This window comes from Erythrobacter crassostreae, from assembly GCF_019204045.1.
Taxonomy (GTDB): Bacteria; Pseudomonadota; Alphaproteobacteria; order Sphingomonadales; family Sphingomonadaceae; genus Erythrobacter; species Erythrobacter crassostreae.
Genome location: NZ_JAGSPC010000001.1, coordinates 1,220,184 through 1,233,627, shown reverse-complemented (window position 1 = coordinate 1,233,627; position 13,444 = coordinate 1,220,184). Strand labels below are relative to the sequence as shown.

13 protein-coding genes are annotated in these 13,444 nt (G+C 57.5%); 6 read left to right on the top strand and 7 right to left on the bottom strand.

From position 1 onward, the window contains the following. Positions 1-40 precede the first annotated feature (40 nt). Positions 41-1,645: a class I adenylate-forming enzyme family protein gene (locus KCG46_RS06045; RefSeq protein ID WP_218404368.1), complete on the bottom strand. Its 1,605-nt coding sequence runs from the start codon at positions 1,643-1,645 to the stop codon at positions 41-43. A gap of 97 nt (positions 1,646-1,742) precedes the next feature. On the opposite strand from KCG46_RS06045, the gene nadA reads away from it, so the two are divergent. Together nadA and KCG46_RS06035 are read left to right on the top strand one after the other, a co-directional pair. Continuing rightward, positions 1,743-2,756, top strand: a complete 1,014-nt coding sequence (nadA, locus tag KCG46_RS06040) for a quinolinate synthase NadA (RefSeq protein ID WP_218404367.1) — start codon at positions 1,743-1,745, stop codon at positions 2,754-2,756. A gap of 37 nt (positions 2,757-2,793) precedes the next feature. Beyond that, positions 2,794-4,113, top strand: a complete 1,320-nt coding sequence (locus KCG46_RS06035; RefSeq protein WP_218404366.1) for a DUF2254 domain-containing protein — start codon at positions 2,794-2,796, stop codon at positions 4,111-4,113. Here KCG46_RS06035 and KCG46_RS06030 read toward each other — a convergent pair. Continuing rightward, positions 4,083-5,009, bottom strand: coding sequence for a DMT family transporter (locus KCG46_RS06030; protein ID WP_218404365.1), 927 nt, complete (start codon positions 5,007-5,009; stop codon positions 4,083-4,085). The two genes, KCG46_RS06035 and KCG46_RS06030, sit on opposite strands and share 31 nt — an antisense overlap. Before the next feature lie 67 nt (positions 5,010-5,076). Between KCG46_RS06030 and KCG46_RS06025 the strand changes: the two genes are divergently transcribed. Further along, the gene (locus KCG46_RS06025; RefSeq protein ID WP_218404364.1) at positions 5,077-6,192 is read left to right on the top strand and encodes an alkene reductase; all 1,116 of its coding nucleotides are present in this window, start codon (positions 5,077-5,079) and stop codon (positions 6,190-6,192) included. Here KCG46_RS06025 and KCG46_RS06020 read toward each other — a convergent pair whose 3' ends face one another. Further along, positions 6,193-6,528 carry a hypothetical protein gene (locus tag KCG46_RS06020; RefSeq protein ID WP_218404363.1) on the bottom strand — a complete coding sequence of 112 codons (336 nt, stop codon included), beginning with the start codon at positions 6,526-6,528 and terminating at the stop codon, positions 6,193-6,195. It lies immediately after the preceding gene. Continuing rightward, complete coding sequence (lipB, locus tag KCG46_RS06015) at positions 6,525-7,217, bottom strand: lipoyl(octanoyl) transferase LipB (RefSeq protein WP_218404362.1); 693 nt, start codon at positions 7,215-7,217, stop codon at positions 6,525-6,527. Before lipB ends, KCG46_RS06020 begins: the two co-directional genes overlap by 4 nt. An 81-nt stretch (positions 7,218-7,298) precedes the next feature. On the opposite strand from lipB, the gene KCG46_RS06010 reads away from it, so the two are divergent. Beyond that, positions 7,299-8,129: a glycerophosphoryl diester phosphodiesterase membrane domain-containing protein gene (locus KCG46_RS06010; RefSeq protein ID WP_218404361.1), complete on the top strand. Its 831-nt coding sequence runs from the start codon at positions 7,299-7,301 to the stop codon at positions 8,127-8,129. A 3-nt stretch (positions 8,130-8,132) separates the two neighbouring features. On the opposite strand, the gene KCG46_RS06005 is transcribed toward KCG46_RS06010, so the two are convergent. Further along, on the bottom strand, positions 8,133-8,759 hold the full coding sequence (locus KCG46_RS06005; RefSeq protein ID WP_255551796.1) for a class I SAM-dependent methyltransferase: 627 nt from the start codon (positions 8,757-8,759) through the stop codon (positions 8,133-8,135). 109 nt (positions 8,760-8,868) lie between these two features. On the opposite strand from KCG46_RS06005, the gene KCG46_RS06000 reads away from it, so the two are divergent. Beyond that, positions 8,869-10,227, top strand: a complete 1,359-nt coding sequence (locus KCG46_RS06000; RefSeq protein ID WP_439648820.1) for an MFS transporter — start codon at positions 8,869-8,871, stop codon at positions 10,225-10,227. Here the strand turns inward: KCG46_RS06000 and arsC are convergent, their stop codons facing one another. Further along, a complete protein-coding gene (arsC, locus tag KCG46_RS05995; RefSeq protein ID WP_218404360.1) occupies positions 10,228-10,572 on the bottom strand; it encodes an arsenate reductase (glutaredoxin) in 345 nt (114 codons plus the stop codon). It abuts the gene before it with no gap. Positions 10,573-10,726: 154 nt separating this feature from the next. Here arsC and KCG46_RS05990 point away from each other — a divergent pair, with 154 nt between their 5' ends. Continuing rightward, positions 10,727-12,868 carry a TonB-dependent receptor gene (locus KCG46_RS05990; RefSeq protein WP_218404359.1) on the top strand — a complete coding sequence of 714 codons (2,142 nt, stop codon included), beginning with the start codon at positions 10,727-10,729 and terminating at the stop codon, positions 12,866-12,868. Here KCG46_RS05990 and KCG46_RS05985 read toward each other — a convergent pair. Further along, positions 12,865-13,425, bottom strand: a complete 561-nt coding sequence (locus KCG46_RS05985) for a (2Fe-2S)-binding protein (protein WP_218404357.1) — start codon at positions 13,423-13,425, stop codon at positions 12,865-12,867. The genes KCG46_RS05990 and KCG46_RS05985 overlap by 4 nt on opposite strands. Positions 13,426-13,444 lie beyond the last annotated feature (19 nt).

The window sequence follows — 13,444 nt, the reverse complement described above, 5'->3', positions numbered from 1 at the left end:
AAGTCCTTCAGGTGATTGTGCCTCATCATGAGAGAGGTGTTCAATGTTCGTTTTTTGCGAATGCCTCGGCCAATGCGAATTTCTGGATTTTGCCAGACCCTGTAAGCGGGAATTCTTTCACCCATACCCAATGCGCAGGCGTTTTTTGTGGGGATAGCCGCTGCCGGATAAAGCTCTTCAGCTCGTCCTCCTCGGGCCGCGCGGCGCCTTCGGCCAGCCGCATAAAGCAGGCGACGATCTCGCCCCATTTCTCGTCCGGCACGCCTGCAACGGCAAGCTCGGCAATCGCGGGATGTTCGAGTAGCGCCGCTTCGATCTCAGCGGGGAACAGGTTTTCGCCGCCGCGAATAATCATCTCTTTCACGCGGCCTGTGATTTTCACGTAACCGCGCGTATCCATCGTGCCGAGATCACCGGTGCGCAGCCAGCCATCGGCATCAATTGTCTCTGCAGTCGCCTGAGGGTTGTCATTATAACCCGTCATCATGTTGAAGCCGCGCATGCAAATCTCGCCCTGTTCGTCAGGCGCGCAGATCGAGTTGTCATTCGGAGACATGATCGCGACTTCCATATGCGAACATGGCTGTCCGATTGTGTGCGTCAGGTCTGATCCCGTGTCAGTAGGCCATGCCGCCGTGATCGCGGGCGAGGTTTCCGTCTGGCCGTAAACGATCAGGATGGGCACTCCGAAAACGTCCTGCGCAGCGCGGTTCAGTTCCGGCTGCACCATGGCGCCGCCGCTGATCACAGTTTCTACGCCGGATACGTCCGTGCCAGTCGCCTTCGCAGCCTCTATAATCGCAAAGATCATGGTCGATACGCCCGCCACAACTTCGGGCTTTTCCCGCTCGATAGCTTTGGCTACGGCAACCGGATCAAACACCGATACCAGTAGCAATATCGCCCCCTGCGCGATGCAGCCCAGCACGCATACCGCGCTGCCAGCCGTATGGAACAGCGGGAACGGACATGTCACCGTTTTGCCGGTGGTGATATTCCAGCGCGCAAAGACATCGGCATTGCTTTGGACAAGGCCATGTTGATGCAGCAGCACACCCTTGGGGAAACCAGTGGTGCCCGATGTGTATTGGATCATCACGATATCATGCGGCTTGGTCGGGCGCAGCTCGCCATCACCCGCGCCCGCGAACAGCTCGCCGTGATCCTCGATATCGATAATGTGATCGTGCGCCGCGAGACCAGCGGCTGCCTCATCCACCACAGGGCGTAAAGCCGTGCCGCGAACATTGGGCTGATAATAGACCGCGCCTGATCCCGATTGTTCGAGCACATAGCGCACTTCTCGCGGGGTAAAAGCCGGGTTTACGGTGACAATGGTGAGCCCCGCCATCGCCGCGCCCAATTGGATCAGCACCCATTCGGGGCAATTGCCGCCCATAATCGCGATACGCGTTCCCGCCGGATGGCGCGATGCAAGCGCCCGTCCGCACTTTTCGCTATCTGCAAGCAACGAGGCGAATGTCCATTCGCGCCCGATTGTTCCGTCCGCCAGCAGCTCTCGCAAAGCCGTCGCACCGCCCCGCTCTGCCGCCTGTCCCCGCAGCACCTCTTCAATCGTGCGTTCGCGGTATTCGGTGTCCGCCTGAGCCGGGCAATAGGCTTCGGTCAAATTGAGCTGATACATCTTGTGTCTCTCCCCTGACGTCGTCTAGCACAGCCTAGCTCGCAAATCTGCGAAAAAGACCTATGTAACGCGCACACTTAACAGCGAGATCAAAGCCATGAGTATCGAGACAAAAATCCCATCGGGCCCAGAAACGCCGGGGGATTTGGTCGCCGAGATCCACCGCCTGCGTAAAGAGCGCAACGCCGTGATCCTCGCGCATTATTACCAGACGCCCGATATTCAGGATATTGCCGACTTTGTGGGTGACAGCCTGGAATTGTCGCGCAAAGCGGCGGAGACCGATGCGGACGTCATTCTGTTTTGCGGCGTGAAGTTTATGGCAGACACCGCCAAAATCCTTTCGCCCGATAAAACCGTAATTCTGCCAGACATGGACGCGGGTTGCAGCCTCGAAGACAGCTGCCCGCCGGAGAAGTTCAAAGCGTTCCGCGAAGCGCATCCCGATCACATCGCGCTGACATACATCAATTGCTCGACCGAGGTGAAGGCGCTCAGCGATATCATCGTGACCAGCTCCAGCGCAGAGACGATTCTTGAGCAGATACCCGCTGACCAGAAAATCATCTTCGGCCCAGACCGTCACCTTGGCGGCTGGCTGAGCCGTAAGTTTGACCGCGAAATGCTGCTATGGCCGGGAGTGTGCATCGTGCACGAGGCATTCAGCGAAACCGAACTGCTGAAGCTGAAAGAACAGCACCCCGACGCGCCGGTCGCCGCGCACCCGGAATGCCCGCCTGCGATCATCGATCATGCCGATCATGTTGGTTCGACCAGCTCAATCCTGACATTCGCGAAGAGCTTTGAAGGTGACACCCTGATCGTGGCGACAGAGCCGCACATCATGCACCAGATGGAAAAGGCGCTACCCGAAAAGACATTCATCGGCGCGCCGGGTGCGGACGGAAACTGCAACTGCAATATCTGCCCCTACATGGCGCTCAACACGATGGAGAAAATGTACACCGCCCTGCGCGATCTGGAACCGCAGATTGTGATCGAGGAAGACATTCGCCTGAAGGCCAAAGAAAGCCTCGACCGGATGCTGGGCATGGCTGGCGGCACTGTTGGACTGGGCGATTTGGGTCAGGTGCCGTTTAAGGCGGATTGACACGCAACCCTTTCGTGCGTTCGAGCGTTGGGGCTTTATGACGGCTGAAATACGGTTCTTTTGGGCGCGGCTTAACGCGAACTATTGGTTTTATCCTGCGACCTTCGCTATGTTTGCCGCGGCGCTGGCAATCGCAATGGTATATCTTGACCGAAACGGTTTCGCCGAATTTCTCAACAACTACGATTGGCTAGTCGCCGTCAGACCGAGTGGCGCATCGGATATTCTAACGGTCATGGCCGGCGCACTGATTGGCGTATCGTCGACGGTGTTCTCGATTACGATTGTCGCCGTTTCTTATGCGAGCGGCACTTATGGCCCGCGTCTGCTAACCAATTTCCTCGAAGACAAAGGCAACCAAATTAGCCTTGCTACGTTTATCGGCTCTTTTGTCTATGCCTTGATTGTCTTGCGTTCCATTCGAGCCGAAGATGAAACAGCAAATACGGCAGCCGATGCAGCTTCTACCGCCTTACCCGGTTTCGCGCCGCAATTGTCTTTATTGGTGGCATATATCCTGATGGCCGCATGCGTAGCTGTGCTGATTTTCTTTCTGAATCACGTGCCAAGTTCAATTCGGATCAATAAAGTGCTCGAAGGGATTGGCGAGCGACTCATTGAAGTTGTTCGTGCCACTTATCCAGTGGAAGATCAGTATTCCGATGCGCGTGAACCGGAAGGTGGAGAGGTCTTAACCGCATGGGATACAGGGTATGTGCAGCTAATTGATTTTGAGGATTTAGCAAAGAAAGCACGCGAATGCGGCGGCACTTTCTCTTTGAGGGTCAGGACCGGCGACTTCGTGCATCGCGGCGTGCCTTTGATGGATATCAGGGGGTGCGACCCAGAGAGTTTGGAAGGTAGTCTGCGCGAGGACTTTACGTTAGGCCCTGTCCGCACACCTGAGCAAGACCCGCAGTTTCTGATCGACGAGCTTGCTGAAATCGGGTTGCGAGCGCTTTCTCCGGGCATCAACGACCCGTTTACAGCCATAACCGCGCTGCACTGGATGGGCGCGGCTACTGCAGAGATCGCCCGACGCGATTTGCGCAAAAATGTCTGCGGAGTGGAAGCCGATGACTGTCCGGTCATCCCCCGCTTTGATAATTTCGAGCATTACTTGAAACGCGGCTTTGGCTCGATGCGCAGCGCGGTAGCCGCAAGCCCAAATGCCTGTCTGATCATGTTCGATGCGATCAGCAACGCTGCAATCAACGTGAACGATGAAAGACGCAGCAAATTGCTTCGCGAACAAGGCAGACTGTTGATCCGGCAAGCGCGCGATGTATTGACTGGACCAGATTTAGAGAGCGTCGAAGAACGTTATCAAGCCTTCGACGAGACGTTCGAAGGCTGAGACCCACGTGCGCTATTGGCCCGCGCCACAACCAAAGCACTTCCCAAAAGCACCATCCCGCCAATATCCAGCGGGCTCAGCACCTCGCCGAACACGCTGTAGCCGATGACCGCTGCAATTGCGGGCTGGGTTAACAGCGCTAGGCCGATCACAAGCGGCGGGAAGTGGCCTAGCGAGTAGACCAGCAAACCCTGTCCAATCAGCTGGCTTGTGATGAAAAGCACGATCACCGGCGTCCAATTGGTCGGCCAGACCGGCTCTCCTAAAATGAGCGCAATGACCAGCAGAACGGGGCAAGCAAAGATGCTCACCCACACCAACAGGCTCCACGATCCGAACCGCGCGCGTTCGCCCTGCAAGGTGAGCAGATAGACCGCGTAAAGCAGCCCTGCGGCGATGCAGAACAGGTCGCCAGCGAATGTCTCGGCGGAAATCTCCAAACTGCGGCCCAGCAAAATGCCCGCACCCGCCAACGCGCAGACAATCGCCAGCCACTCGGCCCCGCGTGGCAGTGCCCGAGCGATGATAAAGCCCCAGAACAACAGAATGATCGACCCCGCATTCCCGAACAGGGTCGCATTGCCCAGCCGCGTCATGCCGATCCCGATATGCCAACTGGCTAAGTCTCCGGCAAAAGCAAACGAGCCAATCGCGACCAGCACCAGCGTCTTGCGCGGCATACCGGACAGCTTTTGCCCCGCCATATGCGCGAACACGGCCAGAAATGGCAGCGCGAGAAACAGCCGCCAAAACGCTGCGCTCACCGGCCCTGTATCCGTCAGACGGACAAGCCACGGCCCCAGCGCAAGCGCGATATTCCCGCCCAGCAGCGCCGCCAACAACAGCGCGCAGCGCATATCGAACAGCTTTTCTTGGGAGGCACCGTCTTTTTCCATGCTTGCGCACTAACCCGATCAACGCCAAGTGAATAGCCGATTGAAACTGATACAAGGATACCCGCCCATGCATGACGTTCTGTTCCAACCGCTCACGATGGGCGCGCTTGAGGCGAAGAACCGTATCTTCATGGCTCCGCTGACGCGCGGTCGCGCCGCTGATCCGATGTTCACACCGAACGCTATGATGCAAACCTATTACGAGCAACGAGCCGGAGCGGGTATGATCCTGACCGAGGCAACCGGCATCAGTGTTGAAGGGCTCGGCTGGCCGTCAGCTCCGGGTATCTGGAGCGATGAGCAGACCGAGGCGTGGAAGCCGATTGTGAAAGCCGTTCACGACAAAGGCGGCATGATCGTGATGCAACTCTGGCATATGGGCCGGATCGTTCACCCGCATTTCCTAGGCGGCGAGCCTCCATTCTCGGCCAGCGCCACAAAAGCACCGGGTGAGGCACACACACCCGTCGGTAAACAGGAATATGCGACCGCGCGCGAGATGACGCTTGAGGATATTGAGCGCACAATCGGCGATTATCGCCGCGCTGCGGAGAACGCCAAAAAGGCTGGATTTGACGGGGTGCAACTGCACGGCGCCAATGGCTATCTGATTGACCAGTTCCTGCGCGATAACACCAATCTGCGCACAGACGGATATGGCGGTTCACCTGAGAACCGCACGCGCTTCATGCGCGAAGTGCTCGAAGCGTTGATCGATGTATGGGGCGCGGACCGCGTTGGCATCCGGCTATCGCCAAACGGCGATTCACAAGGCGCAGATGACAGCAATCCCGAAGCGACTTTTGGCGCAGCGGCCAGAGCTTGCGAAGAATTGGGCCTCGCATTCGTCGAACTTCGCCAGCCGGGTCCGGAAGGCACATTCGGCCGCACCGATGTGCCGAAGCAGGATGCAGTCATCCGCGCAAACTACACCGGTTCGCTGATCCTGAATTCGGATTACAGCGCTCAGCAAGCTGATGATGATGTGTCGAGCAATCGCTGTGACGCGGTAAGCTTTGGCCGCCCGTATATCTCCAACCCCGATCTTGAAAAAAGGATCGCGGCGGGCGCGGCTTTCAACCCGAACACCAATGTGCCGAAAAGTTGGTACTTCCCGATTCCGGAAGGCTACATTGATTATCCGACGATGGAGGAAGAGCAGGCCGCAGCTAACGCCGCCTGATTACTCTTCCAGAGGACCCGCAACAGGAGGGGCCGGGTCAGCAGCCGCTGGCTCGGCCTCTTCGCTTTCTGGTTCAGGCGTGGGATCGGGCGTGGATGTCGACGCGCTGCCTCCACTCGATGCTCCGCCACCGTCGCTGGATGCCGTGGGCTCTGCAGGCGGTGATGTTGAAGTCAGCTGATCGAGCGGGATCATATCGTCGCTGATCGTGCCGCCCAGCACTTCGCCCGTCGCCTCACCGCCCTCTTCCGTTGCAGCGTCAGGCACAGGCTCATCATCTCCGCAAGCTGCGAGTAGAGCGACAGTGGCGAGAATGAGTAGAGATTTGCGGTTCATGTTGCGCAGGTTCCTCGCCCTGTTTTGGCCAGCGCGTCAAGAAATTCCTGCGACCGCGCCATCAGCGCCTCGTCCCATTCCTGTGGTGTAACGGGCTTACCCAGCCGGGCCATGCTGGTAACGCCGAATTCGTCGATCCCGCACGGCACGATACCGCCAAAATGCGACAGATCAGGATCGAGATTGACGGAGAAACCATGCATCGTGACCCAGCGCCGGACACGCACTCCGATTGCGCCAATCTTGGCCTCGCGCCCGTCAATATCCTGTGTCCAGATGCCCACGCGCCCTTCCGCTCGCCATGCCTCGACACCGAAATCTGAAAGCGTGTCGATCACCCAGCCTTCAATTGAATGGACAAAGCAGCGCACATCTTTGCCGCGCTTGTTGAGATCGAGCATCAGATAGCCAACCCGCTGGCCCGGCCCGTGGTAGGTATAGCGCCCGCCGCGTCCGGCCTCGATCACTTCGAAACGCGGATCGACAAGTTCGCTGATATCGGCGCTGGTCCCGGCGGTGTAGACCGGCGGGTGCTCCAACATCCAGATCAGCTCGTCCGCCACGCCAGCCGAAACCTCTGCATTGCGCGTCTCCATATCCGCAAGCGCCGTGCGATATGGCACCTGAGCTTGCTCGCACCGCCATTCAATGGAACGGGCCGTGGACGTATCGGGAGCGGAACTTGCCATAGGGTCTTGGTGGGGGCATTGCAGGGCGATATCAAGGGATAAGCGCCCGCTATATTGATTGGGAGCGCAAAGGGGATCCGCATGACATTCGATATGAACGCCGCATGGTCACGCGCGATGGTGCTGGCGAGAGAGAACTTCTCTTTGCTGACGGTGATCGCGGGGATTTTTCTGCTTTTACCGACAGTCGCAATCTATTTGATCCTACCCGATATGGCGACGCTGGCCGATCCGACAGCCAATCCCGATATGACACCTGAGCAAATGGTTGAAATGTTTGCGCCGGTTTTGGGTTGGCTGTTCCCCATCATGCTGATCCAGTTTGTCGGATACAACGCGATGGTTGGCCTGATGGGCAGCTCGCGGCCAACCGTCGGCCAGGCTCTCGGCATAGGCGTAAAAGCAATGCCCAGCATCATTGCCGCGTTCGTTATCTTCATGGTCGTTTACATGCTCGCCTCTATCATTGTCGTAATACCCGTTTCGATCCTGACAGCGGTTACGGGAGCGGCGGCGATTGGCGCACTTGCCCCTATCATGATCTTAGCGGTCGCGATTTTTCTCGCGACGCGGCTTTCACTTACCATGCCAGTGGTTCTGATCGAAGCCACGCTCAACCCGTTCAAGGCGATGAAACGGTCGTGGGATTTGACTGGCCCTCAACAATGGCGGGTGATGGGTTTCTGGGCGATCCTCGTGGTCGCCTATATCGTGATCCTGTTGCTGGTCAGCGGCCTTCTCGGCTTGATTGCAGCAATGGCAGGCGGCGGTCTGGCCTCCGGGCTGATCCTTGGTCTATCGAACGGAGCGATGGCCGTGGTTGTAGGCATCGGCCAATGTGCTCTCGCCGTCTCGATCTACAATCAACTGGCGGGGCCAAACGATGCTGAGGCCGCCGCAACTTTCGACTAACGGTCAGCGCGCCTTCCACGCCCAATAGAGCTTGCAGGGCAGGATATTGAGCCATTCAAACCCCTCATCGATCCGGTCGAAGAAGGGGCGGGATTCGTCCCGCACCGCAGAGGTGAACTGGTAAGCCAGAAAACCGCCGCCGGGCTTCAATACACTATGTGTCGCTTTCGTGATGGCTGGCGCAACGCCTGTTGGCAAAGTCGAAAACGGCAGGCCTGACAGCACATAATCCGCTTGAGCGCAGCCGACATCAGACAGAATTTGCTCAACATCTTCTGCTGAACCCAGGACAGCGTGAAAGCGTTTGTCTCTGATCGTGCGGGTGAGGTAGTCGATATAGAGCGGATTGGTGTCGATCACGATCAGAACCCCATCGCCGCGCAGCTTTTCAAGCACCGGATGGCAGAATGTGCCCGCGCCCGGGCCGTATTCCACAAACACTTCGCATTTCCCCCAATCCACCGGCTCCAGCATCTTGCGGATGGTGAAGCGGGATGAGGGGATGATCGATCCGACCATACGGGGATGTTCAATGAAGCCGCGAAAGAAAACAGACCATTGATCGGCATATTGGCGCCAGCGCGAACGCAGGCCGAGACGTTTGCCGATTGCCGAAATATTGCCTGACATTGTATCTCCTGAGGGTGCGATCCGACTTAAGGTTCCGTTACGTAAGAGCAGTTCGCAGAGAGCATATCCGTTTGCAAGTGCCAATACGCTGGCTTAGCGCGTTGCAGCGATGAACATGGCAGAACCCCCGCAAAGCGAAACGCCAAACAAGGCCATATCCAATGGACGGATGGCGTTGTTGTTCACCGTCATGTTGGTGACGGCAGCAGGCAACACAGCGATGCAGTCGGTAATGCCCTCTATCGGCACCGCCCTTGAAGTGAGCGATGTCTGGATCAGCCTTGCTTACAGCTGGTCAGCTCTGCTCTGGGTCGCTTGTGCTCCGATCTGGGCTCGGCGTTCTGACAGGCGCGGACGCAAGGCGATGATGGCGCTAGGCCTTGTCGGCTTCGTAGTCTCGATGGCCTTGTGCGGCGCGGTGCTATGGGCGGGTCTGTCCGGCTGGCTCACCGCGTTTTGGGCTTTGATCGCATTTGCCGCCGCGCGCAGTCTCTATGGCGGTTTCGGTAGCGCCGCTCCGCCTGCCGTCCAGGCCTATGTCGCCTCACGCACGCCGCGCGCCGAGAGGACACAGGCGCTTTCGCTAATCGCATCGAGCTTTGGCCTCGGCACGGTGATCGGGCCAGCGCTTGCGCCGCTTATGGTTTTCCCGTTTTTGGGCCTTGGCCTGACCGGTCCTTTTATCTGTTTTGCGCTGCTCGGCGTGATTGCTTTGGTGATCCTGCGGCTCCGGCTGCCCAATGATGAACCACAATTTGCAGCGCGCGGGCAGACGACCGCCTATGCCAGTGGCTCCGGTGCGCCATCGGATAGCAATCATGAAGATGACGAAGGTGACATCAGTGATGAAGCAGAGCCCGCCCGCTTGAGATGGTTTGAACCGCGATTGCGCCCGTGGGTGATTGCGGGACTTGTTGGCGGACACGCGCAGGCAATGATCCTTGGAATCTCCGGCTTTCTCGTACTGGACCGGCTCGGGCTGCGCGATAGCCCTGCAGAGGGCGCGGGGCCGGTTGGTCTGGTGCTTATGTTCGGCGCGCTGGCCACTCTACTTGCGCAGTGGGGTTTGATCCCGCGTTTCAAGATGGGGCCGAGAACGGCGACTTTGTCAGGCATTCTGGTCGCCGCTGCGGGCACTGCCATATTGGGAGCAGCGCAAGAGCTGCACCAGATCGCGCTCGGATATTCGATCGCCTCGCTGGGTTTCGGCTTGTTCCGCCCTGGCACCACGGCGGGCACATCGCTCGCGGTCACCCGCGCTGAACAGGGCCAGGCGTCCGGCGTTGTTGCAAGCGTTGCCGGAGCAAGCTTTATCTACGCACCAGCACTCGGCGTTTGGCTTTATAATATCAGCGACTGGCTGGGCTTTGGCCTCATCATCGCACTATGCCTCGCCGTCTTTGCGCTGGGCTGGCGAGGCTTGGCCAGCGATCAAACGCTGACCACGGAGCGCGAAACCTTCGAGTAATCAAAGCAGGTCGCGGACCTTGTCCTGAGGTCGGCAAAGCGCCGCGCCTTTGTCCGTCTCTACCAGAGGACGCTCTATCAGAGCCGGTTCTGCGGCCATCGCATCCAGCACAGTGTGGGCATCCGCGTCAGGAAGGCCCCGTTCTTTCGCATCGGTCCCGCGAATGCGCAGACCTTGCTGCGGTGTGATGCCTGCATCCTTGTAAAGCTGGGCGAGTTTTTCGCGGCTTGGCGGTGTTTTCAGATACTCGACAATCGTCACATCCACGCCCGGCGCTTCTTCCAAAATCGCCAGCGTCTTGCGCGAAGTGCCGCATTTCGGATTGTGCCAGATGGTCGCTTTCATGTGTCTTGCTCCAATTGAATTTCGGACTGCTTGTTACCGCGATTGCGGCTGTTTCGCCACAGACAACATCAGTTGCGAATTATTCTCAACTTCACGCTTGTAATTGCGAATAAGTTGCAATAGCGAGAATGCAACGGACGGAAAGGGACTATTTATGACGCTTCGATTCTCGCGCATTGCCTTGCTCGCAGGTTGCGCAACCTTCGCATTTCCAGCTCTTGCGGAGGCTACCCCGGACAATGCGGGGGAGAATGCAGAAGAGGTCGATTACGGTGACCGCGAAATCGAAGTTCGCGGAGATGTGCTTTACACCGATCAACTGAATTCGGTGAAAACCCCGACACCGATCCTCGACGTTCCGCAATCGGTTACGATCACTACACAGGAACAGATCGAAGAGCGGGGCTTTACAAGCATTGGCCAGATTATCGATTACACGCCGGGTGTGAACACATCGCAAGGCGAAGGGCATCGGGATGCCATCGTGTTTCGCGGCGTGCGCTCCACTGCGGACTTCTTTATCGACGGCGTGCGCGATGACGTTCAATATTATCGCGGCCTCTACAATCTGGAGCAGGTTGAAATCCTGCGAGGGCCCAACGCGCTTCTTTTCGGTCGCGGCGGCACCGGCGGCATCTTGAACCGCGTCACCAAAAAAGGCGTTATTGGCGATACCTTTGGCGGCGGTCAGGTAGCTGTCGACACGTTTGGCGAATTCAGTGTTCAGGGTGATCTTAACTTAGAGGCATCTGAAGGCATCGGGGTGCGGCTGAACGCATCTTATGAAAGCCTCGCCAATCACCGCGACTTTTACGATGGTGAGCGGATTGGATTTAACCCAACTGTCCGCTTCGAACTCGGCGAAGAAACACTTCTCGACTTGTCTTACGAATACGCCAATCACGATCGCTTCATTGATCGCGGAATACCCACTGGTAGTGATGGACGCCCGGTTGAAGAGTTCGAGGACATCGTGTTCGGCGATGAAGAGCTGAACTTCACCCAGCTCGAAGCGCACTTGCTGCGTGCGAACCTCCAGCACAATTTTTCCGACAACTGGAAAGGCGTCTTCAGCGCATTTTACGGCGACTATGACAAAGTCTATTCCAACTTTTACGCGTCGGGATATGATCAGGCGAACACGCCCGATGTCGTCACCACAGATGGTTACATCGACAACACTCAGCGCCAGAACCTGATCCTATCCGGAAATCTGGTCGGCGATTTTGATACAGGCAACGTGCACCATACTTTGCTGGTTGGCGGTGAATTTATCAGCACCTCTTCTGATCAGGACCGGTTCAATCCGGTCTGGGATCAGACGAATGACGACAATGAAGTGTTCTTTATCCAGCGCCCGCTCGCTCTGCGCGGCGGCGTTGGCACCAACGCCTCAGGCAACACTACAACGACCGCTTTCAACGATCTCAACGATTTCACCCAGGTAGAGATTGATGTGATCTCGCTGTATATCCAAGACGAGATTAAGCTGACTGACTGGCTGAATGTGATCGTTGGCGGACGCTTTGATAGCTTTGATATCGAAGTGCTGAATGTACCGGCAAATGACCTGCGATCCCGCAAGGATGAAGAGTTTTCTCCGCGAGGAGGCTTGGTCCTGAAACCTGCCGAGAACATTTCCATCTATGCGAGCTATTCCGAAAGCTTCCTCCCGCGCTCGGGCGAGCAATTCGCCAACATCAATGGCAGTAACGATGCGCTCGCGCCAGACACGTTCACAAATCTAGAAGCAGGCCTCAAATGGGATTTCGCACAGGGGCTTTCCCTTACAACTGCGATTTTCGAGATTGAGCAAAGCTCGCCGCAGCCAAATGACAATGACCCGTCCACGTTGGATATCATCGATTCACGCATTCAGGGTTTCGAGCTGCAATTGCAGGGCGAGGTAACCGATGGCTGGTTCGTTTCGGCGGGCTATAGTTTCCTGGACGGCGAACAGGTCGATCTGTCAGGCCCAACCGGTCTTCGTCCGCGCGAGCTACCGGAAAACATGTTCTCCATCTGGAACAATATCGAGGTGACTGATCGGATCGGTGTTGGATTTGGCCTGACGCATCAGGATGAAAGTTTCATCGATAACGGCAACACCGCCGTGCTGCCTGCCTATACGCGGATTGATGCGGCTGCATATTTCGACATTTCGGACCGGTTCCGCCTTCAGGTGAATGTCGAAAACCTGACGGACACGCTGTATTTCCCGAACAGCCACGCAACACATCAGGCAACAGTCGGCGCGCCTCTAAACGCGCGGTTCGCGATCACTGGAAAGTTCTAAGAGCCGTCTTCACTTGGCGCCGGAATTGGCCGTAATGCTGGAACATTCGCTGCAGCATCCTGCGCGCTGATACCCGGCGCGGGGGCTGCACTGATGCTTTCGCCGCGCTGCATCACACGCCCTGCCCGCTGTATCGCGCTGACGAGACGAGGGTAGACCCCGCAGCGGCATAGATTGGTGATTGCGGCTTCGATCTCTTCCTTGCTGGGCGCGGCGTTGCGCTGGAGCAAGCCAGCCGCCGCGATCACGATGCCCGGCGTGCAATACCCGCATTGGATCGCCTGCTCCGCCACCATAGCCTGCTGCACCGGATGCGAGCGGTCGCGGCTTAACCCTTCGATCGTGGTGATAAAGCGCCCTTCAGCCTCTGCCAGAGTGATCCGGCAAGACCGCAGCGCGGTGCCATCGACCAAGACCATACACGCCCCGACACAATCACCGCCGCCGCAGCTTTTCGTGCCGGTCAGGTTCGCAGCCTCACGCAGCGCGTAGAGCAGCGGCATATCGGCATCGAGATCAAACTCGACCGGACGATCATTTACGGTCATGCGCGGCATCAGCGCATCCTAACTGTTG